The sequence below is a fragment of the Streptomyces sp. NPDC053541 genome (assembly GCF_044544705.1).
Taxonomy (GTDB): Bacteria; Actinomycetota; Actinomycetes; order Streptomycetales; family Streptomycetaceae; genus Streptomyces.
Genome location: NZ_JBITXM010000010.1, coordinates 256,276 through 278,500, shown reverse-complemented (window position 1 = coordinate 278,500; position 22,225 = coordinate 256,276). Strand labels below are relative to the sequence as shown.

Below are 22,225 nucleotides of genomic sequence, written 5' to 3'. Positions count from 1 at the left end.
ACGAACACCTTTACGAGGTGGGGTGTCCGGCCTAGGCTCGCGCCCCATGACTTCACCGACTGCACCGCGACGACGGGGTGTGCGACGAGGGGTGGCCCGGCTGCTCGTGGGCTGTCTGCTGGCGGCCGGGCTCGTGGGCACCGGGACGGTGGCCGACGGGGGCGCGGCCGCCGCGGAGAGCGGCGGCGCGACCGTGGTGCCCGTGCAGACCACCGGGCCGGCCGACCGCCGGTTCAACCTGGTGGTGATGGGCGACGGGTACACGGCGGCCGAGATGCCGGAGTTCCGGGCCGATCTGGAGCGCCATCTCGGCGTGTTGTGGAGCATCGAGCCGTTCGCCTCCTACCGCTCGTACATCAACGTGTGGGCGGTGGAGGTGCCCTCCAGGGAGTCGGGCGTGGACTGCGATCCCTCGCTCGACGCCCCGGCCCGCGACACCGCGCTCGACATGGGCTTCTGGGGCGGCTGCGATCCGGGCAGCGTGCAGCGGCTGCTGACCGTGAACAGCGCGAAGGCGGCCGGGTTCGCGGACCTGGTGCCGGGCACGAGCCGCGCCAACCGGCAGATCCTGGCGCTCGCGCACAGCTCCACCTACGGCGGCGCGGGCGGGAGTTACGCCACCGCTTCCGGCGGCAACGCGCTGTCGGCGCTCATCACCCCGCACGAGCTGGGGCACTCGCTCGGCGGGCTGCAGGACGAGTACGACTACTACGCGCGCGGGGTGCCGGGCGGCGGGTACGAGGGCGACGAGCCGTCCTCCGCCCACCACACGCTCCTGACGGAAGATCAGATGCGGGAGAGGCGCGCCAAGTGGTGGCGCTGGCTGGGCGAGGAGAGCGAGTCCGGCGGGGTGATCGGGCGCCACGAGGGCGGCCTGTACAGCACCCGGGGCGTGTGGCGGCCGAGCCGGCACTCGATGATGAAGACCCTCGGCTACGCCTTCGACCAGGTCGAGCGCGAGGTGATGGTGCGGGCCGTCGCGGCCAAGGTCGACCTGGTGCAGGACCACACCCCGGACGCGGCACCGCTCGGCGCCGACCGCACGGTGTGGGTGGACACGCTGCACCCCACGGGCGGCGAACTGTCCGTCCGGTGGCGGCTCGACGGGCGGCCGCTGCCGACCGGCGGGGCCCGCACGCTGGACCTGCGGTCCCTGGACCTCTCTCCCGGACGCACGTACGCGCTGACGGCCACGGTCACCGATCCCACCCCGTTCGTGCGCGATCCGGCGGTGCGCGGTTCGGCGGCGCTGACCCGGACCGTGCGCTGGACGGTGGACCCGGCGCTCCGCACTCCCGGGGACGCCACGCCCCTGGCGTTCACCGGCCACACGGCGACCTCGGCCCCGGTGGGCGCACGGACGGTGGTGTACGCCGACACGACCCACCCGGTGCGCCGGACGCCGGGCGTGACCTGGTCCCTGGACGGCCGCACGGTGCCGAACCCGGGCAACGACCGGGACCTGGACCTGGGCGCGCTGCACCTGGCGCCGGGCCCGCACGAGCTGACCGCGCGGATACCGGGGACGCGCGAGGTGCTGCGCTGGACGGTGGACGCCACGCCGGCCGCCGCCGGGTACGAGCTGTCGGAGCCGCTGCGCACGGTGCGGCGGCCGGGGCGGCCGGTGGAGTACGTGTACGACGGGCCGTTCACGATGCGGCTGACCGCCCGGGACGACGGCGAGGGCGCCGTGGTGAGCCAGTTCCGGGTGGACGGCGACGGCTGGTACACGTACTACGGCTGGCCGACGGACGCCGACGCTCCGTTCCGCTTCTCGCCCTCGGGCACGGTGATCGACGACCTGGTGTACGGCAAGCTGGGCCGGCCGCGCGCGGTGCCGTGGGACGACGCCACGCCCGACTACGGCACCCACACGGTGGAGTACCGCACGGTCGACGCGACGGGGAACGTGAGCCCGCCGCAGCGCTTCCTGGTGACGCTGGTCCGGCCGTGACCGACGCCACGCGCATCGAGGCCCCCGCCGGTGTCACGGCGGGGGCCTCGGGCGCGCGCGTACGGGACGGCGACGGGGTCAGCGCTTGCGGCCGACCGCCGCCCAGCCCGGGATGGGCTCGTCGCCCGGCACCGGGACCGGCTCGCCCAGCTCGGGGTGCCACTCGGCGGTGAGGGACACGCCCGGCTCGACGAGGTCGAGGCCGTCGAAGAAGGCGGCGAGCTCGTCGCGGGAGCGGGGCCGCAGGGTCAGCCCGCGGGCCTTGTACATGGCGGCGGCCTGCGCCGCGCCCTCGGGGTTGAAGTCCCCGGTGACGTGCGAGAGCACCAGGTAGCTGCCGGGGGCCAGCTGCTCGACCAGCTTGCCCACCAGCTCGTAGGCCCCGTCCTCGTCGCCGACGAAGTGCAGCAGCGCGAGCATCGACAGGGCGATCGGCTGACTGAAATCAAGGACCTTTCCGGCCCTTTCGAGGATCAGCTCGGGGTCACGGGCGTCGGCCTGGATGTACTCGGTGGCCCCTTCCGGGGTCGAGCGCAGCAGGGCGGCGGCGTGGGCGAGCACGATCGGGTCGTTGTCGCAGTAGACGATCCGGGACTCCGGCGCGGCGCCCTGCGCGATCTGGTGCAGGTTGGGCTCGGTGGGGATGCCGGTGCCGATGTCCAGGTACTGGCGGACGCCGTGGGCGCTGAGCCAGCGGATGGCGCGGTGCATGAAGGCCCGGTTGACCCGCGCCATGTCCCGGCCGCGGGCGTCGACGGTGAGGAGCTGGCGGGCCATCTCCTCGTCGACGGGGTAGTTGTCCTTCCCGCCCAGGAACCAGTCGTACATGCGCGCCGGGTGCGGCTTGCTGGTGTCGATCCGTATGCCGCTCTGCGCGGGTACGGGTTCCTGGTGGGTCATCGGCTCTCCTCGGCGGACGAACGGTGGCGCTTGCAGCAAGAGTTACGCGATGCACGGGGTGGGACGGAAGGGTTCAGGTGAGCAGGAAGTCAGCCTGACCGGATTTGGCCCCCTGGATGAAGGCGGCGATCTCTCCGTGGGTGTAGATGAGCGCGGGTCCCTCGGGGTCTGCGGACTGTCGCACGGCGACCCTGCCGTCGGCCAGCTTCATGGCCTCCACGCAGTTGCCCCCGTTGCCGCCGCTCCACGGCTTGTGCCAGCCCTCGGCACCGAGCTCCGCGGCGGGCATGCCGTTGTATATGCGATCCATTCACAGCTCCTTGCGGAGATTCCGGAGAATCTCCTTCGTGCGTTGTGCAGTCGCGGCCTGGGCCGCCATGCGGTCCATGACCTCGAGGTGGGAGGCCACCTCGGGACGCGCGTCCAGGTAGACGGCGCCGGTCAGGTACTCGCTGTAGACCATGTCCGGGAGTTCGGGCATGGCGAAGCGGAAGAGGACGAACGGTCCGTACGTACCGGGGTGGTGTCCGGACGCGAACTCCGCGATCTGCAGGGTGACGTTCGGCAGCTCGGACGCTTCGAGCAGCCGGTCGAGCTGGTCGCGCATCACTTCGGGCCCGTCACCGACCGGTCGGCGGAAGACCGTCTCGTCCATGATCACCCAGAACTTGGGCGCGTCCTCCCTGGTGAGCAGGGACTGGCGCTCCATGCGCAGGGCGACATGGCGCTCGGTCTCCTCGGATTCCGCGGCGTTCCTCCCGCCGACGGCCCCGCTGCGGAGAATGGCACGGGCGTAGTCCTCGGTCTGGAGCAGGCCGGGGACGAACTGGGGTTCATAGGCCCGGATGAGGCTGGCGGCCCCCTCCAGGCTGACGTACATGGAGAACCAGCCGGGCAGCACGTCGTGGAACCGCTGCCACCAGCCGGGGAGGTTGGCCTCCTCCGCGAGGGCGACGAAGCCCTCGGCCTCGGAGTCCGCGACCCCGTACGCCTTCAGCAGCAGCTGTACGTACGGGATCTTCAGCGCGACCTCGGCCGTCTCCATGCGCCGGATCGTCGCCGGGGCGACCCGCAGGACCTTGGCGGCCTCCTCGCGCTTGAGGCCGGCCCGCTCGCGCAGATCCTGCAGACGCTTGCCGAGTACGACCTGTCCCACCGTGGGGGCGGACCGCGGCTCGCTCACTCCCAAGACCTCCCCGACGCGCCGATTTCGTTGAGAGTGTGCCACGAACCCCACGGCGGAGAACACAGCACTCTGCAATTTTCAGAGTGCCACTTGCCAAGTGTCCGACTCGGGAGCAGAGTATTCCGGTGAACCAGTACGCATGCCGCCGGGCGAATCGCCCCGGAGGGGTGCGTACGGCACTCCTGCCCACAGTTGTGAGGATCGGTCGTGGCTTCTGGTAACGCGCAGCCCTCAGGTCTCATGAGCCCTCGCGTCATGAACCAGCGGCCACGCCCCCACGACTCCGTCCGCCGCTTCGCCTTCGAGCTGCCCGCCCGGACCGAGTCCGTGGCCCGGGCCCGGCGGCTGGCCGAGGAGCGCCTGATCCTCTGGGGCTGCGACGGCGGCATACGCGACACCGTCGCCCTGGTCGTCTCCGAGCTCTTCACCAACGCCGTCGTGCACACCGCGAGCGCCCGGATCGTCTGCGAGATCCGCGAGGGCGAGGAGCGGCTGCGGATAGCCGTGCGCGACGAGGGAGGGCCCGCCGGGCCCCGGATCCGCGACTGCGGCGAGGAGGAGCGCGGCCGCGGCCTCATCCTCGTCGACGCCCTGTGCGCGGCCTGGGGCGCGGACCGCACCGGCCACGGCACGGCGCAGGTGGTCTGGGCGGAGCTGGCGCACGGCATGGGCGAGCCGTGCTGAGGACGATGGCGTCCCTGCTCGTCCCCCGCGCCCGGAAGAGCCCCGACAAAGCCCCCCGCAGGTCCCCCGCGCTGCCCGCCGCGCCCGCGCCGGTCGGCGAGACCCGGCTGCCGGTCCCGGTCGACCTGCCGGCCACCCTGGGCTGCGACGCCGTCGGCGTCCCCGCCCGTTACGGCTTCCGCATCCTGTCCCGGCTGCCCGCCAAGGGCTGCGTCTACGCCGACGCCGACTGGTGGTGGTGGCTGGTGCCGGCCGGCTCCGACCTGGACCTGACCTGGCCGCTGCCCGTCTGCTACGCCCCCGGCGCCGTGGTCCCGGACCGCCGGCCGCGGCTGATCCACCACCCCGACGGCGGCTCGCCCTACAGCCCACCGATCCCGCTCTATCTGCTGACCTGCCAGCTCACCGGGATCGCCCCGGCCTGGAGCGTCCCCTCCCAGGTGCGCAGCGCGCTGTGACCGGAAGGGACGCCCCGAGCGGTCCCCCGCACCGTAGGGTCGGAGCATGTTCTCCCCCGAGGGCCCCAGCCTGTACGAACTGACCCGCCAGGCGCTGTCGTCCGTCGAGCACGGCTACGACCTGCTCGCGGCGAAGTTCGACGCGACCCCGTTCCGCACCTCCGACCGGCTGCTCGGCGCGGTCGCCGGGGCCCTGGAGCCGCTCGGCCCCTTCGACTCCGGCCTGGACGTGTGCTGCGGCACGGGCGCCGGGCTCAGCGTGCTGCGCTCGGTGTGCGCGGGCCGGATCACCGGGGTCGACTTCAGCGCGGGCATGCTGGCCGGGGCGCGCGCCGCCCACCCGGAGGCCGCCCTCGTACGGGCCGACGCCCTGGCGCTGCCGTTCGCGCCGGCCTTCGACCTGGCGGTCAGCTTCGGCGCCTTCGGCCACTTCCTGCCCGCCGAGCAGCGGGTCCTCTTCTCCTCCGTCCACGCCGCCCTGCGCCCCGGCGGCACCTTCGCCTTCCCGCTGCCCGCCCCGCCGCGGGTGGGCTCCGCCGCGTACTGGACGCTGTGGGGCTTCGACGCGGCGATGCGGGTCCGCAACGCGCTGTGGCGGCCGCCCTTCGTCATGTACTACCGCACCTTCCGCCTCGCCGACGTGCGCTCCCGCCTGGCGGCGGCCGGCTTCGCGGTGGAGACGCTGCCGATCGGCTCCCTGGGCGTCCGGGAGGACGGCAGCCCGCGGTGCCGGCTGGTGGTGGCGCGGAAGGCTCCGTGAGACGCGGGTCTGGACCGGGCCGGGCGGGGTCGCCCAGGATGCCGGGATGACCCCCACCCCCTCGGAGGCCCGGCGCCGCCACACGAGACGCCGGCTCCTCACCTTCCTGATCCTGAGCGCCGTGCTTCTGGCCCCGCCGGCCGTCGGCCTGTGGGCCGCCGCGCAGAGCGCGCTCGCGCACAAGAGCGCCACCGACTGGCAGGGCAACCACGCGGCCAGGCTGGCGCTCCAGCAGGCCGCCCTGGTGCTCGTGGGCCTGCCGCTCGGCGGTGCGGTCTGCGGCTGGGCGGTGGCCCGGCTGCGCGGCCGGCAGGCCCGGGTCCCGGCGGCCAAGGGGCTGCTCGTCGGCACGATGGGCCTTTGGCTCCTCGGCATCGGCAGCGTGGTGGTCACGCTCTCGCGCGGGCCGGTCCTCGTCTTCTGAGCGACATCCGGGCGAAACGCGGAAGGACCCCGACGTTCGTCGGGGTCCTTCCGTACTGGTGTCCGAGGGGGGACTTGAACCCCCACGCCCGATAAAGGGCACTAGCACCTCAAGCTAGCGCGTCTGCCATTCCGCCACCCGGACCGGTGGTCTGCGCGGGGGTGTTCCCCGCGGCGACATGGATAACTCTACCAGGGGTTCGAGGCGCCTTTCACCAGCGTTTTCCGTGGTCAGTGCGGGGCGCCCGGATCACCGCCCCCGCGGGGCGGGAGCCCGACGCCCCCCGACGCCGGCTCCGTGGGGTCACTCTCGCCCCGGAGGGGTGGGTGGGGTCCAGCCGGGTGGCCGGAATCCGTCAGGTCCCGGACGGTGCGGCGGGTCACCGGACCTCGGTCAGGCGGGCCGAGACGACGACGTTGCCCTCGTAGCCGCCGTCCGGGGAGTAGCGGCCGCCGCAGGTGATCAGGCGGAGCTCGGGGGCGCCGGTGGTGCCGTAGACGCGCGCGGCCGGGAAGCCGTCCTTGGGGACGACCTCGACGCCGTACACGGTGAACACCGCCGTCCGGCCGTCCCCGCGGGCGATCTCCACCCGCTTGCCGGGGGCCAGCGCGCCGAGGTCGTAGAAGACGGCACGGCCGCCGCCGGGGACGTCGACGTGGCCGACGACGACGGCGGTGCCGCGCTCGCCGGGGGCGACGGCGCCGGTGTACCAGCCGGCGAGGTTGCGGTCGTCCGGGGCGGGGGCCTCGATCCAGCCCTCGGCGTCCAGGCCCACCCGGGTCACCGGCGCGTCGATGCGGACGGACGGGACCCTGACCCGTACGGGCGGGGAGGCGGGCAGCGGGGCGGCGGTGGCGCCGCCGAGGGCGGCGGCCCGGCCGGCCGCGGCGGCGGTCGCGGGCTGCGGGGGCCCGTCGGCGGGCCACTCCCCCGCGCCGCCGCGCACCAGGTGCACGCCGACCAGGAGGACCACGGCGATCACGCCCCAGGCGCCGCGGCGCCCGGGCCCGTCCGAAGACCCCTGCACGTCTCGCCGCCCCTTTCGCCTCGGGTCTGTGGTGGGCATGGCGCTCCCCCGCCCCGGTCCTCGTCACACCGGGGCGGAGGAGCCGTTCGGGACTCCGGCCGGTCAGGACCCGGAGGGTTCGCGGCGGCGCATCAGGACCACCGCGGCGCCGAGCGCGCCGGCGATGAGGACGCCGCCGGTGACGGCCTCGGTGGCGCCGACGCCCCCGTCACCGCCGCCGCTCGCGCCGCCGCCGAAGCCGGCCTTGACGCCCTTGTGCGGGCCGGTCGTCGGGGCGGGCTTGTGGCCGCCGCCGTCCGCGATGGTGAGGGTGGTGGTCCCGCGCTCGCCCTTGCAGTCGAAGGTGATCTCGTACTGGGCGCCGACCTTGGCGTCGAAGTCGACGGTGGCGGTGCCCTGGTGACCCTCGTTCAGGGTGACGGTGTCGAAGACCCCGGACTCGACCTTCACCGTGGGCACCTGACAGCCGTCGGCCTTGAGCGTGACGGTGCCGCCGGGCGCGACGGTGGACGGGGTGACGGAGAAGCCGAAGGACGTGATGTTGTTGTGCCCGGTGCCGCCGCCGTCGTCCTTCGGTGCGGCGTCGCCCTCCTTGCCGGGGCGGTTGGCGGCGGGCGCGTTCGCGAGGGGCTCGTCCCCCAGCAGCTCGTCCTTGAGCAGGCCGAGGTCGGCCGGGCCGAGGTCGGCGGGGCCGAAGCCCGGGTCGTCGGCGGCCGCCGGGGCCGCGGAGCCGAGCAGGGCGGCGGTCGCGAGGGGGGCGAGCAGGGCGGCGGCGGCAGCGGCGCGTATCGCGCGCATGGAGGTCCTCCAGATGACGCGAGGGCGGACGCGGAACTCACGCTCCGCGGCGGGCCGGTTGCGGGCCCTCGTCGCGTTCGAAGCTAGGCGCGCCCCGGACGCGCCGCCACCGGGCTCCGCCGATCGGGTCATCCCCACGGGGTGGCCGCGGGCCCCTCACGGCACGCGGACGACCTGCCCGGCGTACGAGAGGTTGCCGCCGAAGCCGAAGAGCAGCACGGGTGCGCCGGAGGGCAGTTCGCCGCGTTCGACCAGCTTGGCGAGGGCGAGCGGCACGGAGGCGGCGGAGGTGTTGCCCGAGTCGACGACGTCGCGGGCGACGACCGCGTTGACCGCGCCGATCTTGGCGGCGAGGGGCTCGACGATCCGCAGGTTGGCCTGGTGGAGCACGACTCCGGCCAGTTCCTCGGGGCGGACGCCGGAGCGCTCGCAGGCCTGGCGGGCGAGCGCGGGCAGCTGCTGGGTGGCCCAGCGGTAGACGGCCTGGCCCTCCTGGGCGAAGCGCGGCGGGGTGCCCTCGATGCGGACGGCGTGGCCCATCTCGGGGACGGAACCCCACAGCACCGGGCCGATGGCGCCGGTGTCGGTCTCCGTGGCCTCGACGACCGCCGCGCCCGCGCCGTCGCCGACGAGCACACAGGTGGTGCGGTCGGTCCAGTCGGTCACGTCGGTCATCTTGTCGGCGCCGATGACCAGCGCCCGGCGGGCGCCGCCGGCCCGGATGGCGTGGTCGGCGGTGGCGAGGGCGTGGGTGAAGCCCGCGCACACCACGTTGAGGTCCATGGTGGCGGGCGAGCCCATGCCGAGGCGGGCGGCCACCCGGGCGGCCGTGTTGGGCGAGCGGTCGATCGCGGTGGAGGTCGCCACGAGGACCAGGTCGATGTCGCCGGCGCCGAGCCCGGCGGCGGCGAGGGCCTTTCCGGCGGCGTGCGCGGCGAGTTCGTCGACCGGTTCCTCGGGCCCGGCGACGTGCCGGGTGCGGATGCCGACCCGGCTGGTGATCCACTCGTCGCTGGTGTCGACCAGGGCGGCGAGGTCGTCGTTGGTGAGCACCTTGGCGGGCTGGTAGTGCCCGAGCGCGGCGATACGAGTGCCGGTCATCCCGGGACCCCCTCGGTGGTTCGATCGTCGGTGCGTTGCCGCGCGGGCGCGTGGTGCGGGTGCGCCGCCGCGGCAGCGGGAGGACCCAGTCTTGTCAGCGACTGATGGGTAACCGGTGACGTAAACCACCAAGATTCACCCGAAGTGCCTGTTCGACCGCGACAAGAGGAGAATGGCCCGGTCAGGTCCCTGGGGGCGAGGGGCCCCCGAGGGCGATCCGCGGGGACGGTGGCGTCCCCGCCCGTACGGAAACGGTGCAGCGACCATGGGACGCGTGACGGAGCGGCGGCGGGTGGTGCGGGTGCGCGGCGGGGCGGTGAGCACCCGGCCGGACACCCTGGTGGCCGAGGAGCCGCTGGAGATCCGGCTGAACGGGCGCCCGATCGCCATCACCATGCGCACACCGGGCGACGACTTCGCGCTCGCGGCCGGGTTCCTGGTGAGCGAGGGGGTCCTGGCGGCGGCCTCGGACGTGCGGAACATCGTGTACTGCGCGGGCGCGACGGCGGACGGCGTGAACACGTACAACGTGGTGGACGTGCAGCTGGCGCCGGACGTCCGGGTGCCCGACATCACCCTGGAGCGGAACGTCTACACGACCTCGTCCTGCGGGCTGTGCGGCAAGGCGAGCCTGGACGCGGTGCGCACCACCGCGCGCTTCCCGATCGCGGACGCGCCGCCGCTGCGCCTGACGCCGGGGCTGCTCGCGGCGCTGCCGGAGCGCCTGCGGGAGGCGCAGAAGGTCTTCGACCGCACGGGCGGGCTGCACGCGGCGGCGCTGTTCTCGGAGGACGGCGAACTGCTCGACGTGCGCGAGGACGTGGGCCGGCACAACGCGGTGGACAAGCTGGTGGGCCGGGCCCTCCAGGAGGGCCGGCTGCCGCTGGCGCGGGCGGTGCTGCTGGTGTCGGGGCGGGCCTCGTTCGAGCTGGCGCAGAAGGCGGTGATGGCGGGCGTCCCGGTGCTCGCGGCGGTGTCGGCGCCGTCCTCGCTGGCGGTGGACCTGGCGCAGGAGTCCGGTCTGACGCTGGTCGGCTTCCTGCGCGGGGCGGACATGAACGTGTACGCGGGCGAGCACCGGATCGACCTGGGCGCGGGGGTCGTCGCGTAGGCCCTCCGGCTCCCCTGTCGGGCCCCTCGGCCGGCTCTTCGGCTGGTCCTTGGGCCGGCTCTCGGGCTGGTTCCCGGGCTAGTTCCTGGGCGGGTCGATCATCTGGAGTTCCAGGGTGGCGGGCGGCGGCGCGAGCCCGGGTCCGCCGGCCTCGGTCCAGGCGAGGACCTCGTCGAGGCAGTCCTGGTCGGCGCTCCAGCCGATCCACGCGGCCCGGCCGCCGCGCCGCCGGCCCTCGGTGGACGGCTGGACGACGAGCACGTTGGCCTGGGCGCAGGGGCCGAGGCAGTCGCTGGTACGGACGACCAGGCGGCCGCCGGAGGCCGCGGCGGCGGCGCGGAGCCGGGCGAGCTGGCCGTCGTGGTCCTGGCCCGGGTTCTTGCGGGCGTCGCCGCAGCAGCAGCCGCGGCACACCACGAGGGAGCAGGGGCGGGCCCCGTACCGTATCGGCACCCGGTTCACTCGGTGCCGTCCAGGGTGATCGCGGTGGTCTCGGCGACGGTGCCGAGGCGCGGGAAGTCCAGCTGCACCGAGGCGCGGTGCTCGTCGGCGGTGAGGGCGGTCATGGCGTCCTCGGCGAAGACGAGGTCGTAGCCGAGGTCGGCGGCGGCGCGGGCGGTGGACTCGACGCCGAGGTTGGTGGCGATGCCGCCGAGGACGAGGGTGCGGGCGCCGCGGGCGCGCAGCAGCTCGTCGAGGCCGGTGTCCTGGAAGCCGCCGATGGTGCGCTTGACGACGACCTCGTCGCCGGGGCGCACGAGCGCGGCGACGAGGTCGCTGCCGGGCGGCTGGGTGTCGACGCCGGGGCGTTCGACGCGGATGTGGACGACGGGCGCGCCGGCGGCCCGGAAGGTCTCGGCGAGGCGGCCTGCGGCGGCGAGCACGTCGCTGCCGGGCCGGGGGGCCAGCGGGAGGGCGACGATGCGTTCCATCAGGTCGACGAGGACGAGCGCGGTGCGGCCGGGATCGAGTGCGGGCATGGGAGCACCGTATCGGCCCCGATGATCTTCCCGGCGTGGGTGGGCGGGATCCCGCCACGGGGGCCCGCGGCGTGGTCGCCCCGTGGGGGCGGGCGGGTCAGGCCTCGGGGGCGAAGGCGACCCGGCGGAGCAGGTCGAGGAAGCGGGTGCGCTCGTCCGGGGTGAGCGGGGCGAGGAGCTCGTCGTTGGCGCGGGCGGCGAGACGGCGGCAGCGGGCCAGCAGGCGGCGTCCGTCGGCGGTGACGGTGATGGCGTTCTTGCGCCGGTCGGACGGGTCCGGGGCGCGGGTGACGTGGCCCTCGGTCTGGAGGTCGTTGAGGATGCCGACCATGTCCTTGGGATCGATGGCGAGGCTGCGGCCGAGTTCGGCCTGGGCGACGGGGCCGCGTTCGGCGACGGCGGCGAGCACGGCGTGGTGCCACATCCGCAGGCCCTCGTCGGCGAGGGCGGCGGCGACCAGGCCGCGGCCCCGGGCGGCGGCACGGCCGAGGACCCAGCTCGGCAGGTCGGCGATGGCTTGCGGGGCGGGCGGGGTGTGGGCGGCCATGGCCGGAAGTCTACGCGTCACGACCCACGAAAGCATTGGACTCCCCCACGATCGACGCCTAGGGTGCAGGGCAACACACCGTTGGTGTGTCCCATGAATTCTGTCCGGCTCCTGGAGGTGTCGCCCATGCGGCGCGTACGTCATACGGTCAACGGCGGCCCGGAGGTCCTCTTCGTCGAGGACGTGCCCGCACCGGAGCCCGGCACCGGTGAACTCCTCGTCCGGGTCGAGGCGGTCGGCGTCAGCCTGGCCGGGGTGCGCCGGGTCCGCGGCGGCGAGCCCGGCCCGCTCGGCGGCGAGGTGGCCGGCACGGTCGAGGCGCTCGGCCCGGACACCGCCGGGTCCGGCTTCGCCGTCGGCGACCGCGTCACCGGCATCTGCTTCGGCCACGGCTACGCCGAACTGGCCCTTCTCCACACCGCGATGGCCTCCCGGGTCCCCGAAGGGGCGACCGCCGTCGACGCCGTCTCCCTGGTACGGAGCGGTCTCGTCGCCCGGGGCGCCCTGGACGCGGCCCGGCTGCGGCCCGGCGAGTCCGTCCTCGTCACCGGGGCGGCGAGCGGCGTCGGCCAGCTCGCCGTCCCGCTGGCCGGGCTGCTCGGCGCGGGCCGGGTGGTCGCGGCGGCCGGCTCGCCCGACAAGGCCGCGTTCCTGCGCGGGCTCGGCGCGGACGAGGTCGTCGGCTACGGCCCCGAGGACGCCGGACGCTCCTGGGGCGAGCCCGTGGACGTGGTCCTCGACGCCGTCGGCGGCGGCCTCCTGCCGCGCGCGCTCGCCGCGCTCGCGCCGGGCGGCCGGCTGGTCGCCTTCAGCTCGGGCGGCGGCACGGTCCCGGCCCACGGCCTGCTCGCCGGAGCCACGTCCGTCATCGGCTTCCAGATGGCCCACCTCGCGCGCACCCGCCCGCGGGACCTCGCCGCCTGGCGCGACGAGCTCTGGGCCCTGCACGCCGCCGGCCGCCTCGCCCCCGCCGTCCACGCGCGCGTACCGCTGGCCCGCGCGGCCGAGGCACACGCGATCATCGAGCGCCGGGAGAACCTGGGCAAGGTGGTCCTGGTGCCGTGAGGGACGCCGGTCCGGGGCGCGACGGCGGGGCGGGGGCGGCGCGGCGGGGCCGGGGGCGTCAGCCCCGGGGCCCGGCCCGGCACCCAGCGGCACCGCCCGGTCGGCCGCACGCGTAACCGGCCCACCCGGGTCAACCCCCGGGGCCCGGCCCCAGTACCCACCGGCCCCACCCGGGTCAACCCCCGGGGCCCGGCCCCGGTACCCACCGGAACCGCCCGGATCGGCCCCGCGCGCAACCGGCCCCGCCCGGGTCAGCCCCGGTGCGGGTCAGCCCCGGTGCTCCCGTACGTGCACGTGGCCCTCCCGCGGGTACGTGGGCGGGGCCGCGGGGCGGATCGCGACCAGGGCGTATCCGCCCTTCTCCGCGACGCGGCAGGAGGCCGCGTTGCCGGCCTGGTGCAGCAGCTCCAGGCGGGTCAGTCCGTCGGCGACGAAGGTCGCGAAGGCCCAGTCCGTCAGGGCCGCGAGGGCCCGGGGCGCGACCCCGCGGCCGCGGGCGTGCGGCGCCGTCCAGTAGCCGACCTCGCCGGACGCGGCGCCGGGGGCCGTGCGCTTGAGGACCGCGTGACCGGCCACCCGCGCGGGGCCGCCCCGCTCCGCGGGCTCCAGGACGGCGAAGGCGAAGCGGGTGCCCCGGTCCCAGCCGCGCCGCTGCTCGCGGATCCACTCGGCCGCCCCGGCCTCGTCGTCCACGGCCATGCTGGTCCAGCGCCGCACCTCGGCGTCCCGGCCCGGCGCGATCAGGGCGGGCGCGTCATCCGGCTCCCAGGGGCGCAGCAGGAGGGCGGGCGCCGACGCGGTGGCCGCCGCCTCCAGGAACCCCGGGAACCCGGTGGATCCCGTACGGGGCAGGTCGGTGATCTTGTCCATCCGGGGAGCCTATGCGGCCGGTGCCCCGGCCCGCTGCCCTCCGCCGGCTCCGGCCTCCGCCTCCGTCACCTCCGCCGCTTCGGTCACCTCGGTCGCCTCCGCCGCTTCCGCCGCCTCCGCGACTTCCGCCGCCTCCGGGTCGCGCGCCCGGCGGCGGGCGATCACCGCGCAGACCATGAGCTGCATCTGGTGGAAGAGCATCAGCGGGAGCACCGCGAGCGAGGCCTGCGCGCCGAAGAGGACGCTGGCCATGGGCAGTCCGGCGGCCAGGCTCTTCTTGGAGCCGGCGAACTGGATGGCGATCCGGTCGCTCCGGCCGAAGCCGAGCCGCTTCGCCCCGTACCAGGTCAGGCCCAGCATCACCGCGAGCAGCGCCGCCTCGACGACGAGCAGCAGTCCGAGCCGGGCGGGGGTGACGAGGTGCCAGACGCCCCGGTTCATGCCCTCGCTGAAGGCGGTGTAGACGACGAGCAGTATCGAGCCCCGGTCCACGTAGCCGAGCACCTTCTTGTGCCGGACCAGGAAGCCGCCGACCCAGCGGCGCAGGAGCTGCCCGGCGAGGAAGGGCACGAGCAGCTGGAGCACGATCTTGAGCAGCGAGTCGGCCGAGAAGCCGCCCGCGCTGTGGCCGAGCAGCAGTCCGGCGAGCAACGGGGTGACCAGGATGCCGGCCAGCGAGGAGAAGGAGCCCGCGCAGATCGCGGCGGGGACGTTGCCGCGGGCGATCGAGGTGAAGGCGATCGAGGACTGGATCGTCGACGGCACCAGGCAGAGGAAGAGGAAGCCGCCGTAGAGGTCCGGGGTCAGGACGGTGGGGACGAGGCCCCGGGCCGCCAGCCCGAGCAGCGGGAAGACCACGAAGGTGCAGGCGAGGACGGTGCCGTGGAGCCGCCAGTGCTTCAGGCCGTCCAGTGCCTCGCGGGTGGACAGCCGCGCCCCGTACAGGAAGAAGAGCAGCGCGACCGCCGCGGTCGCCGCCCCGCTCACGCCCGTGGCCGCCGCGCCGGAGGCCGGCAGCAGCGCGGCGAGACCGACCGTGCCGAGCAGCGCCAGGATGTACGGGTCGATGGGCAGCCAGGACGGCAGCAGGGGCCGACGGGGGCCGCGGGGCGTACGGGAGCTCATGGGTCCATCCTGGTGGACGCCCCGGCGATCGGGAACGTCGTACAGCGCACTGACTGTCATCACGATTCGTGATGGCCGGCGCTACGATCACGGTGTGTACGAGCCGACGCAGCTGCGCACCTTCCTCGCGGTCGCGCAGACCCTCAGCTTCACCCAGGCCGCCCGGCGGCTGGGGCTCCGCCAGTCCACGGTGAGCCAGCACGTGCGCCGTCTTGAGGAGGCGACCGGGCGGCCGCTGTTCCTGCGGGACACGCACGGGGTGGAGCTGACCGAGGACGGCGAGGCGATGCTCGGTTTCGCCCGCACGATCCTCGCCGCGCACGAGCGGGCGGCGGCCTTCTTCACCGGGACGCGGCTGCGCGGCCGGCTGCGGTTCGGCGCGTCCGAGGACTTCGTGACCACCCGGCTGCCGGAGATCCTGGAGGCCTTCCGGCGCGAGCACCCGGAGGTCGACCTGGAGCTGACGGTCGAGCTGTCGGGCACTCTCCAGGCGCGCCTTGAGGCCGGCCGGCTCGATCTGATCCTGGCCAAGCGGCGGGGGGACCGGACGGAGCCGGGCGGCGGCCCGGCCGGGCGGCCCGGCGTCCGGGCGGAGCCGGGCGGCGAGGAGCTGGTGTGGCAGGACGTGCTGGTGTGGATCGGCGCGCCGCGGCTGCGCCTGGACCCGGACCGTCCGGTGCCGCTGATCGTCTTCCCGCCGCCGGGCATCACCCGGGCCCGTGCCCTGGAGGCCCTGCAGGCGCAGGGCCGGGCCTGGCGGATCGCCTGCACCAGCAGCAGTCTGAGCGCGAACGTGGCGGCGGCGCGGGCCGGGCTCGGGGTGATGGCGCACACCCGCGGTCTGTTGCCGGCCGGCCTGGTCGAGCTGCCGGCCCGGGCGGGCCTGCCGGAGCTGGGCGCGGTGGACTTCGTGCTGCGCAAGGGGCGCCGGGGCGGGGCGACCCAGGAGGCGGCGGACGCGCTGGCGGCGGCGATCCTGGCGGGAGGCGACCGGCTGCACCGCCCGCGCTGAGCCCGGCCGGCGCCGCGAGACGGCGCGTACCGAAGCCGACGCGCCCCGAGGGCCGTGGGGGCCGGGGTGGCCCGGGTGATCACCCCGTACAGATTCGGTGGAGATTCGGCCCCCCAGGACTTACCGGCGGTCCGGCCCGGCGGGCCCCGGGGCGCTCGTACGCCGCCTCTCCGGTCGCTGACCTGTGCGAATGCGTTATGTCCCGGCTTGGTGAAGGCCCTCCCGCCCGGCTGCGGGGTGGGGTAGTTTCACCGGCGCCGTACGGAGTGCCGAATCGAGCGGGCGAGGAGCAGGTCAGTGCGCGAGTTCACCGTGCCGCCCGTCGAGGCGGCGCCTCAGGTCGGCGGTCTGGCGGACGCGGTGTTCGACCGGGCCGAGCAGGATCCGCACCGGGTGGCGCTGGGCCGCAAGGACGCCGACGGGCAGTGGCGGGACGTGACGGCCGAGGCCTTCCGGGACGAGGTCCTGGCGCTGGCGAAGGGGCTGATCGCGCAGGGCGTGCGGTTCGGCGACCGGGTCGCGATCATGTCCCGCACCCGCTACGAGTGGACCCTCTTCGACTTCGCACTGTGGACGCTCGGCGCCCAGCCGGTGCCGGTCTATCCGACCTCCTCCGCCGACCAGGTGCTGTGGATGCTGCACGACGCCGAGGTGACGGCCTGCGTGGTGGAGCACGAGGACCACGCGATGACGATCGGTTCGGTGATCGACCGGCTGCCGCGGCTCCAGCGCCTGTGGCAGCTGGACGCGGGCGCGGTCGAGGAGCTGTCGGCCGCGGGCGCGGAGATCGACGAGGACGTCGTGCAGCGGCACCGCCGGGCGGTGACGCCCGAGTCGGTCGCGACGGTGATCTACACCTCGGGGACCACCGGCCGCCCCAAGGGCTGTGTGATCACCCACGCCAACTTCATGTTCGAGACGGAGATGCTGGTCGGCCGCTGGGAGTCGGTCTTCCACTCCCGGCCGGGCGACGAGGCGTCCACCCTGCTCTTCCTGCCGCTCGCGCACGTCTTCGGGCGGATGGTGGAGGTGGCCGCGGTGCGGAGCGGCGTGAAGCTGGGGCACCAGCCGGTGCTCGCCGCTTCCGAGCTGCTGCCGGACCTCCAGGCCTTCCGGCCGAGTTTCGTGCTCGCCGTGCCGTACGTCTTCGAGAAGGTCTTCCACGCGGCCCGGCGCCGTGCCGAGGCGGAGGGGAAGCGGGGGCCGTTCGACAAGGCGGTCGACGTGGCCGTGAAGTACGCGGAGGCGATGGAGCACAAGGCCTTCGGGATCGGGCCGGGACCGTCGGCGGCGCTGCGGGTGCAGCACCAGTTCTTCGAGAAGACGGTGTACGCGAAGGTGCGCGACGCGCTGGGCGGCCGGGTGCGGCACGCGATGTCGGGCGGCTCGGGGATGGACCGGCGCCTTGGCCTGTTCTTCGAGGGCGCGGGCGTGACGATCTACGAGGGCTACGGCCTGACGGAGTCCTCGGCGGCGGCGACGGCGAACCCGCCGGAGCGCACCAAGTATGGCACCGTGGGGCAGCCGGTGCCGGGGACCACGGTGCACATCGCCGAGGACGGCGAGGTGTGGCTGCACGGCGGGCACGTCTTCTCCGGCTACCTGAACAATCCGCAGGCCACCGAGGCGGTCCTGAACGACGGCTGGCTGGCCACCGGGGACCTGGGGATGCTCGACGAGGACGGCTATCTGACGATCACCGGGCGGAAGAAGGAGATCCTGGTGACCTCGGGCGGCAAGAGCGTGTCGCCGGCCGGTCTGGAGGAGCGGGTGCGGGCGCATCCGCTGGTCGCCCAGTGCATCGTGGTCGGCAACGACCGCCCGTACGTCGCCGCGCTCGTCACCCTGGACCAGGAGGCCGTGGAGCACTGGCTGTCGATACAGAACCGGCCGCCGCTGCCGCCCGCGGAGCTGGTGCACGACGCGGCCCTGGAGACGGAGATACGGCGGGCGGTGGTGGCGGCGAACACCAAGGTCTCGCAGGCGGAGTCGATCCGCACCTTCCGCATCCTGGCGCACCCCTTCAGCGAGGAGCACGGGCTGCTCACGCCGTCCCTGAAGCTGAAGCGGAAGGCGATCGAGCAGGCGTACGCGGCCGAGGTGGAGGCCCTCTACCACTGACGGCCGTGCGGGCCGGTCCGGCGGTCCGGGCCGCGGGTCCGGGGCCGGGCGGAATGCGATCACCGTCGTGATCGTTGAGGCTGTGAGGACTACCCCCGACGACGTAAGGACCCAAGCCTCGTGAGCACGGACACCAAGGTCCCCTTCCTCACCCTGAACAACGGCGTGCGCATGCCGCAACTGGGCTTCGGCGTCTGGCAGGTGCCGGACGACGAGGCCGAGACGGCCGTCGCCACCGCCCTGGAGGCCGGTTACCGCTCGATCGACACGGCCGCGATCTACGAGAACGAGACGGGCACCGGCAAGGCGCTCGCCGCCTCGGGGCTGCCGCGCGAGGAGCTCTTCGTCACGACGAAGCTGTGGAACGGCGACCAGGGCTACGACTCGACGCTCCGCGCCTTCGACGCCTCGCTCGACAAGCTCGGCCTGGACTTCGTCGACCTGTACCTGATCCACTGGCCGGTGCCGGCCAAGGACGCGTACGTCGACACCTACCGGGCCTTCGAGAAGATCCTGGCCGACGGCCGGGCGCGCGCCATCGGCGTGTCGAACTTCCTGCCCGAGCACCTGGACCGGCTGATCGACGCGAGCTCGGTCGTGCCCGCCGTGAACCAGATCGAGCTGCACCCGCAGCTCCAGCAGGCCGCCTCCCGCGAGGCGCACGCGCGGCACGGCATCGCGACCGAGGCCTGGTCGCCGCTGGGCCAGGGCAAGGGCCTCCTGGAGGTCCCGGCCATCGTGGCGATCGCCCAGAAGCACGGCCGCACCCCGGCCCAGGTGGTGCTGCGCTGGCACCTCCAGCTGGGCAACGTGGTGATTCCGAAGTCGGTCACCCCGTCCCGTATCCGGGAGAACATCGACGTCTTCGACTTCGAGCTGGACGCCGAGGACCTGGCCGGTATCGCCGCCCTGGACGAGGGCCGCCGACTGGGCCCGAACCCGGCGGAGTTCAACGTCGGCGCCTGACCGGGGCACCCGACCGGCCGCTGACGACGTGCCACGGGGGCCCGGCGGATCCCTTCCGCCGGGCCCCCGTGGGCGTGTGCGGCGCGGTCAGGGGCGGCGCGCCGTGTGGACGGTACGGGCGGTCAGCAGGAACACGTCCGGGCGCCGGTGCAGGGACAGCGGCTCCGCCGGGTCGAGCAGCCGCTCGACGACGGCCCGGTCCTCCTCGGGCATCCGGTCGCCGAAGCCGTCGCGCAGGCGCTCGTAGTGCGCGACCACCTGGGCGCGCACCGCGTCCGGCAGCGGCGCGGGCACGTCCACCAGGAAGCTGCGGGTGCCGCTGGGGGCGAGGCCGGCGTCGGAGAGCAGCGCGGTCCAGTCGTCGACCTCCTCCTTGGTGTCGGGCAGCGCGGCCCGCATCTCGCCGAACCATTCGGCGTGCGCGGCGTCGAGGCGCGCCTCCAGACCGGGCCGGCCGACGCCCTGGTTCCAGGGGAGGTGGCGCGGCGGCAGCCCGCCCTCGGCGAGGGCGATCAGGCCGCCGGGGTTGAGCAGCCCGGCGAAGGAGGCGATCGCGGCCCGCTGGTCGCCGATGTGGTGCAGGGAGTTGCTGGCGAAGATCAGGTCGGCGGTGCCCAGGGAGCCGAAGTCGGCGGGGAGTTCGGCCCGCAGGGTGGAGACCCGGTCGCCGAGCCCGCGGGCGTCGGCCCGCTCCCGGGCGAGCGCGAGGAGTTCCGGGGTGGCGTCGACGGCGACGACCTCGGCCTCCGGGAAGGCCTCGGCGAGGAGTGCGGTGACGACGCCCGGTCCGCTGCCGACATCGAGCACCCGGCGGACCGGGCCCGCCGGGAGCAGGGAGGCCAGCCATGCGGCGGCCTCGGTGTAGAGGGGACTCTGGGTCTCCGCCTGCGCGGTGAGCAGCGGGGCCATTTCCGCCCAGTCGAGATCGCCGTGGTCGTGGCCGTGGCCGCCGTGGCCGTGACCGTGCGAGCCGTGGCCGTGGGTGCCGTGGCCGTGGGTGCCGTGATCGTGGGTGCCGTGATCGTGGGTGCCGTGGTCGTGGGTGCCGTGGTCGTGGGTGCCGTGGTCGTGGTGCTGCCCGGAGTGCTTGTCTGCGGTCATGGGGACAGCGTGCGCGCCGGCTGCCGCGAACGCGAGAAAACTTGCCGGGACGGCAAATCGACCGCCCTCGACCGGCCGCGCCTCAGCCGGGCGTCCGGTGCTCCTGGGGGCTGACCCCCCGGACCCGCTTGAAGGCGGCGCTGAGCGCGAAGGCGCTGCTGTAGCCGACTTGCCGGGCCACCGCCTCCACGGTGGCGTCGGTCTGCCGCAGCAGGTCGGCGGCCCGTTCGATGCGCCGGGCGGTGAGGTACGCCATCGGGGGCTCCCCCACCAGTTCGGTGAACCGGCGGGCCAGCGCGGCCCGCGAGACCCCGGCCTCGCCGGCGAGCGCGGCGACGGTCCACGGGTGCGCCGGATCGTCCTCCAGGAGCCGCAGCACCCGGCCGACGACGGGGTCGCCAGAGGCCCGGTACCAGGCGGGCGCGGCGGCGCCGGGCCGGGAGAACCAGGCGCGGACGGCGGCGATCAGGAGCAGGTCGAGGACCCGGTCGAGGACCACGCTCTGGCCGGGCTCGTCGCGCGCGATCTCCTCCTCCAGGAACGGCATCAGGGGGCAGTTCCAGCTCTCCCCCGGCAGGTGGAGCAGGCCGGGCAGCGCGTCGAGCAGCCGCCGGCTGACCTCGCCGGCCAGCAGATAGGTGCCGACCAGGACGGTGGTGCCGCCGTCCGGCGCGTTGCCCCAGGTGCGCACGCCGAGGCTCATCGACTCGGCGAGCGGCTCCCCGGCCAGGGTGGAGCAGCTGCCGCCCGGGCCGATCAGGGCCGTCGGCGGGGCGTCGGGGGCGTGGGCGACGGTGTACGGCGCGGGCCCGCGCGCGATCGCGAGGTCGCCGGGGCGCAGGAGCACCGGCGCCGTCCCGTCGTCAGGCACGATCCAGGCCTCGCCGCCGGTCACGCACATCACGCACAGCGGGGCCTCGTCGGCGATCCGCACCGACCAGGGCGGCTCCATCACCATGCGCAGCAGGAAGGCGCCCTTGGCCCGGGGCCCGTCGAGGAGACCGGCGAGTGCGTCCATGCCGGCCAGCGTAGGCGACGGCCCCCTGGACGCTCGCGTATGCGCGTGAGCCTGTGCAGCATGGGAACGGCGGGCGCCGGCGAGGAGTCTGGAGCCATGACGACACAGAGCGACACCACCAGGACCGACGACACCCGCACCGACAACACCCGTGGCGACAGCGCGCGTTCCGACGGCGCGCGTTCCGACGGCGCTCGCACCGTCCTCGTGACCTCCGCCACCGGCAAGACGGGGCGCCGCGTGGCCGCCGGGCTCGCGGCCCGGGGTGTGCGCGTCCGGGCCGGATCTCGGGGCGGATCTCGGGGCGGCGCGGTGCGCCTCGACTGGGAGGACCCGGAGACCTGGGGTCCCGCCCTGGACGGCGCGGACGCCGCGTACGTGACCTACTACCCGGACCTCGCCGCGCCGGGCGCCGAGGAGGCCATGCGGACCTTCGGCCGCCTGGCGGCGGAGCGCGGGGTGCGGCGCCTGACCCTGCTCTCCGGGCGCGGCGAGCCGGAGGCGGTGCGGGCCGAGGAGGCGCTGCGCGGCGCGGGGCCCGAACTCACCGTGGTGCGGGCCGCGTTCTTCGCGCAGAACTTCGACGAGGGGCTGCTCGCGGAGGGGGTCGCGGCCGGTGCGATCGCGTTCCCCGCGGGTGGGACGGCCGAGCCGTTCGTCGACGTCGACGACCTCGCCGAGGTCGTGGTGGAGACCCTGCTCGGGGACGAACACGTGGGCCAAGTCCACGAGTTGACCGGTCCCCGGGCCCTCACCTTCGCCGAGGCGGCGGCGGAGATCACGCGGGCGGCGGGCCGCGAGGTGGTGTACGTGCCCATGACGGAGGGCGAGTTCGCCGGGATGCTGACCGGCCTCGGGCTGTCGGAGCCCGAGGCGGGCTGGCTGGCCGCGCTGTTCACGGCGCTGCTCGACGGGCACAACACGCCGGTGACCGACGGCGTGAAGCGGGTGCTGGGCCGGGAGCCGCGGGACTTCTCGGCGTACGCGGCGCGCGCGTTCAGCAGGCCGTAGGGGGGA

At 74.8% G+C, this 22,225-nt stretch carries 24 protein-coding genes and 1 tRNA gene; 11 read left to right on the top strand and 14 right to left on the bottom strand.

Going from position 1 to position 22,225, the window contains the following annotated elements:
• The first annotated feature begins 79 nt into the window (after positions 1-79).
• Complete coding sequence (locus ACIGW2_RS25985; RefSeq protein WP_399846300.1) at positions 80-1,954, top strand: M64 family metallopeptidase; 1,875 nt, start codon at positions 80-82, stop codon at positions 1,952-1,954.
• Positions 1,955-2,032: 78 nt separating this feature from the next.
• On the opposite strand, the gene ACIGW2_RS25980 is transcribed toward ACIGW2_RS25985, so the two are convergent.
• From ACIGW2_RS25980 to ACIGW2_RS25970, 3 genes are all read right to left on the bottom strand, one after another.
• Positions 2,033-2,854 carry an SAM-dependent methyltransferase gene (locus ACIGW2_RS25980; protein ID WP_356065141.1) on the bottom strand — a complete coding sequence of 274 codons (822 nt, stop codon included), beginning with the start codon at positions 2,852-2,854 and terminating at the stop codon, positions 2,033-2,035.
• Positions 2,855-2,927: 73 nt separating this feature from the next.
• Complete coding sequence (locus ACIGW2_RS25975) at positions 2,928-3,164, bottom strand: DUF397 domain-containing protein (protein ID WP_015037566.1); 237 nt, start codon at positions 3,162-3,164, stop codon at positions 2,928-2,930.
• On the bottom strand, positions 3,165-4,037 hold the full coding sequence (locus ACIGW2_RS25970) for a helix-turn-helix transcriptional regulator (RefSeq protein WP_361577503.1): 873 nt from the start codon (positions 4,035-4,037) through the stop codon (positions 3,165-3,167).
• A gap of 258 nt (positions 4,038-4,295) precedes the next feature.
• On the opposite strand from ACIGW2_RS25970, the gene ACIGW2_RS25965 reads away from it, so the two are divergent.
• The 4 genes from ACIGW2_RS25965 to ACIGW2_RS25950 are packed head-to-tail and all read left to right on the top strand — an operon-like array spanning position 4,296 to position 6,366.
• On the top strand, positions 4,296-4,724 hold the full coding sequence (locus tag ACIGW2_RS25965; RefSeq protein WP_356065146.1) for an ATP-binding protein: 429 nt from the start codon (positions 4,296-4,298) through the stop codon (positions 4,722-4,724).
• Between the two features lie 5 nt (positions 4,725-4,729).
• A complete protein-coding gene (locus ACIGW2_RS25960) occupies positions 4,730-5,182 on the top strand; it encodes a hypothetical protein (protein WP_399846296.1) in 453 nt (150 codons plus the stop codon).
• Positions 5,183-5,228: 46 nt separating this feature from the next.
• Positions 5,229-5,942: a class I SAM-dependent methyltransferase gene (locus ACIGW2_RS25955; RefSeq protein ID WP_391656041.1), complete on the top strand. Its 714-nt coding sequence runs from the start codon at positions 5,229-5,231 to the stop codon at positions 5,940-5,942.
• 46 nt (positions 5,943-5,988) lie between these two features.
• On the top strand, positions 5,989-6,366 hold the full coding sequence (locus ACIGW2_RS25950) for a hypothetical protein (protein ID WP_391656042.1): 378 nt from the start codon (positions 5,989-5,991) through the stop codon (positions 6,364-6,366).
• A gap of 56 nt (positions 6,367-6,422) precedes the next feature.
• Here ACIGW2_RS25950 and ACIGW2_RS25945 read toward each other — a convergent pair.
• The 4 genes from ACIGW2_RS25945 to ACIGW2_RS25930 all read right to left on the bottom strand — a co-directional run bounded on the left by ACIGW2_RS25945 (position 6,423) and on the right by ACIGW2_RS25930 (position 9,292).
• Positions 6,423-6,510 (bottom strand) — tRNA-Leu (locus ACIGW2_RS25945).
• Between the two features lie 235 nt (positions 6,511-6,745).
• Positions 6,746-7,393, bottom strand: coding sequence for a class F sortase (locus ACIGW2_RS25940; RefSeq protein WP_391656043.1), 648 nt, complete (start codon positions 7,391-7,393; stop codon positions 6,746-6,748).
• Between the two features lie 102 nt (positions 7,394-7,495).
• Positions 7,496-8,191 (bottom strand): hypothetical protein, encoded by a 696-nt coding sequence (locus tag ACIGW2_RS25935; protein ID WP_391656044.1) that lies wholly within the window; start codon positions 8,189-8,191, stop codon positions 7,496-7,498.
• Positions 8,192-8,347: 156 nt separating this feature from the next.
• Positions 8,348-9,292: a beta-ketoacyl-ACP synthase III gene (locus tag ACIGW2_RS25930; RefSeq protein WP_361577524.1), complete on the bottom strand. Its 945-nt coding sequence runs from the start codon at positions 9,290-9,292 to the stop codon at positions 8,348-8,350.
• Between the two features lie 265 nt (positions 9,293-9,557).
• On the opposite strand from ACIGW2_RS25930, the gene fdhD reads away from it, so the two are divergent.
• Positions 9,558-10,403, top strand: a complete 846-nt coding sequence (gene fdhD, locus ACIGW2_RS25925) for a formate dehydrogenase accessory sulfurtransferase FdhD (RefSeq protein ID WP_391656045.1) — start codon at positions 9,558-9,560, stop codon at positions 10,401-10,403.
• A gap of 78 nt (positions 10,404-10,481) precedes the next feature.
• Here fdhD and ACIGW2_RS25920 read toward each other — a convergent pair whose 3' ends face one another.
• The 3 genes from ACIGW2_RS25920 to ACIGW2_RS25910 all read right to left on the bottom strand — a co-directional run bounded on the left by ACIGW2_RS25920 (position 10,482) and on the right by ACIGW2_RS25910 (position 11,930).
• Positions 10,482-10,865, bottom strand: coding sequence for a (2Fe-2S) ferredoxin domain-containing protein (locus ACIGW2_RS25920; protein ID WP_361577530.1), 384 nt, complete (start codon positions 10,863-10,865; stop codon positions 10,482-10,484).
• The gene (locus tag ACIGW2_RS25915; protein ID WP_391656046.1) at positions 10,862-11,383 is read right to left on the bottom strand and encodes an isochorismatase family protein; all 522 of its coding nucleotides are present in this window, start codon (positions 11,381-11,383) and stop codon (positions 10,862-10,864) included. The genes ACIGW2_RS25920 and ACIGW2_RS25915 overlap by 4 nt, the downstream gene beginning before the upstream one ends.
• A 97-nt stretch (positions 11,384-11,480) precedes the next feature.
• Complete coding sequence (locus tag ACIGW2_RS25910) at positions 11,481-11,930, bottom strand: MarR family winged helix-turn-helix transcriptional regulator (protein WP_361577536.1); 450 nt, start codon at positions 11,928-11,930, stop codon at positions 11,481-11,483.
• A 126-nt stretch (positions 11,931-12,056) separates the two neighbouring features.
• Here ACIGW2_RS25910 and ACIGW2_RS25905 point away from each other — a divergent pair, with 126 nt between their 5' ends.
• Entirely contained in the window at positions 12,057-12,995 is a 939-nt protein-coding gene (locus ACIGW2_RS25905; RefSeq protein WP_391656165.1) for a zinc-binding alcohol dehydrogenase family protein, read from the top strand.
• Between the two features lie 267 nt (positions 12,996-13,262).
• Here the strand turns inward: ACIGW2_RS25905 and ACIGW2_RS25900 are convergent, their stop codons facing one another.
• The gene (locus ACIGW2_RS25900; RefSeq protein WP_399846286.1) at positions 13,263-13,865 is read right to left on the bottom strand and encodes a GNAT family N-acetyltransferase; all 603 of its coding nucleotides are present in this window, start codon (positions 13,863-13,865) and stop codon (positions 13,263-13,265) included.
• A gap of 9 nt (positions 13,866-13,874) precedes the next feature.
• Entirely contained in the window at positions 13,875-14,990 is a 1,116-nt protein-coding gene (locus ACIGW2_RS25895; RefSeq protein WP_391656049.1) for a bile acid:sodium symporter family protein, read from the bottom strand.
• A 94-nt stretch (positions 14,991-15,084) separates the two neighbouring features.
• Here ACIGW2_RS25895 and ACIGW2_RS25890 point away from each other — a divergent pair, with 94 nt between their 5' ends.
• The 3 genes from ACIGW2_RS25890 to ACIGW2_RS25880 all read left to right on the top strand — a co-directional run bounded on the left by ACIGW2_RS25890 (position 15,085) and on the right by ACIGW2_RS25880 (position 19,089).
• Positions 15,085-16,002: a LysR substrate-binding domain-containing protein gene (locus ACIGW2_RS25890; protein ID WP_391656050.1), complete on the top strand. Its 918-nt coding sequence runs from the start codon at positions 15,085-15,087 to the stop codon at positions 16,000-16,002.
• A 297-nt stretch (positions 16,003-16,299) separates the two neighbouring features.
• Entirely contained in the window at positions 16,300-18,123 is a 1,824-nt protein-coding gene (locus ACIGW2_RS25885; protein WP_391656051.1) for an AMP-dependent synthetase/ligase, read from the top strand.
• Between the two features lie 171 nt (positions 18,124-18,294).
• Positions 18,295-19,089 (top strand): aldo/keto reductase, encoded by a 795-nt coding sequence (locus ACIGW2_RS25880; protein ID WP_361578216.1) that lies wholly within the window; start codon positions 18,295-18,297, stop codon positions 19,087-19,089.
• A gap of 87 nt (positions 19,090-19,176) precedes the next feature.
• On the opposite strand, the gene ACIGW2_RS25875 is transcribed toward ACIGW2_RS25880, so the two are convergent.
• Positions 19,177-20,190, bottom strand: coding sequence for a class I SAM-dependent methyltransferase (locus tag ACIGW2_RS25875; RefSeq protein ID WP_391656052.1), 1,014 nt, complete (start codon positions 20,188-20,190; stop codon positions 19,177-19,179).
• 82 nt (positions 20,191-20,272) lie between these two features.
• Positions 20,273-21,208, bottom strand: a complete 936-nt coding sequence (locus ACIGW2_RS25870; protein WP_391656053.1) for a cupin domain-containing protein — start codon at positions 21,206-21,208, stop codon at positions 20,273-20,275.
• 96 nt (positions 21,209-21,304) lie between these two features.
• Between ACIGW2_RS25870 and ACIGW2_RS25865 the strand changes: the two genes are divergently transcribed.
• On the top strand, positions 21,305-22,219 hold the full coding sequence (locus tag ACIGW2_RS25865; protein ID WP_399846281.1) for an NAD(P)H-binding protein: 915 nt from the start codon (positions 21,305-21,307) through the stop codon (positions 22,217-22,219).
• Positions 22,220-22,225: the final 6 nt, after the last annotated feature.

Bases quoted from the DNA above. Each gene is read 5' to 3' on its own strand.
- ACIGW2_RS25980 (WP_356065141.1), bottom strand. From the start codon at position 2,854: ATGACCCACCAGGAACCCGTACCCGCGCAGAGCGGCATACGGATCGAC.
- ACIGW2_RS25975 (WP_015037566.1), bottom strand. From the start codon at position 3,164: ATGGATCGCATATACAACGGCATGCCCGCCGCGGAGCTCGGTGCCGAG.
- ACIGW2_RS25965 (WP_356065146.1), top strand. From the start codon at position 4,296: ATGAACCAGCGGCCACGCCCCCACGACTCCGTCCGCCGCTTCGCCTTC.
- ACIGW2_RS25960 (WP_399846296.1), top strand. From the start codon at position 4,730: ATGGCGTCCCTGCTCGTCCCCCGCGCCCGGAAGAGCCCCGACAAAGCC.
- ACIGW2_RS25955 (WP_391656041.1), top strand. From the start codon at position 5,229: ATGTTCTCCCCCGAGGGCCCCAGCCTGTACGAACTGACCCGCCAGGCG.
- ACIGW2_RS25950 (WP_391656042.1), top strand. From the start codon at position 5,989: ATGACCCCCACCCCCTCGGAGGCCCGGCGCCGCCACACGAGACGCCGG.
- ACIGW2_RS25935 (WP_391656044.1), bottom strand. From the start codon at position 8,191: ATGCGCGCGATACGCGCCGCTGCCGCCGCCGCCCTGCTCGCCCCCCTC.
- ACIGW2_RS25930 (WP_361577524.1), bottom strand. From the start codon at position 9,292: ATGACCGGCACTCGTATCGCCGCGCTCGGGCACTACCAGCCCGCCAAG.
- fdhD (WP_391656045.1), top strand. From the start codon at position 9,558: ATGGGACGCGTGACGGAGCGGCGGCGGGTGGTGCGGGTGCGCGGCGGG.
- ACIGW2_RS25915 (WP_391656046.1), bottom strand. From the start codon at position 11,383: ATGCCCGCACTCGATCCCGGCCGCACCGCGCTCGTCCTCGTCGACCTG.
- ACIGW2_RS25910 (WP_361577536.1), bottom strand. From the start codon at position 11,930: ATGGCCGCCCACACCCCGCCCGCCCCGCAAGCCATCGCCGACCTGCCG.
- ACIGW2_RS25905 (WP_391656165.1), top strand. From the start codon at position 12,057: ATGCGGCGCGTACGTCATACGGTCAACGGCGGCCCGGAGGTCCTCTTC.
- ACIGW2_RS25900 (WP_399846286.1), bottom strand. From the start codon at position 13,865: ATGGACAAGATCACCGACCTGCCCCGTACGGGATCCACCGGGTTCCCG.
- ACIGW2_RS25895 (WP_391656049.1), bottom strand. From the start codon at position 14,990: ATGAGCTCCCGTACGCCCCGCGGCCCCCGTCGGCCCCTGCTGCCGTCC.
- ACIGW2_RS25880 (WP_361578216.1), top strand. From the start codon at position 18,295: ATGCCGCAACTGGGCTTCGGCGTCTGGCAGGTGCCGGACGACGAGGCC.
- ACIGW2_RS25875 (WP_391656052.1), bottom strand. From the start codon at position 20,190: ATGACCGCAGACAAGCACTCCGGGCAGCACCACGACCACGGCACCCAC.
- ACIGW2_RS25870 (WP_391656053.1), bottom strand. From the start codon at position 21,208: ATGGACGCACTCGCCGGTCTCCTCGACGGGCCCCGGGCCAAGGGCGCC.
- ACIGW2_RS25865 (WP_399846281.1), top strand. From the start codon at position 21,305: ATGACGACACAGAGCGACACCACCAGGACCGACGACACCCGCACCGAC.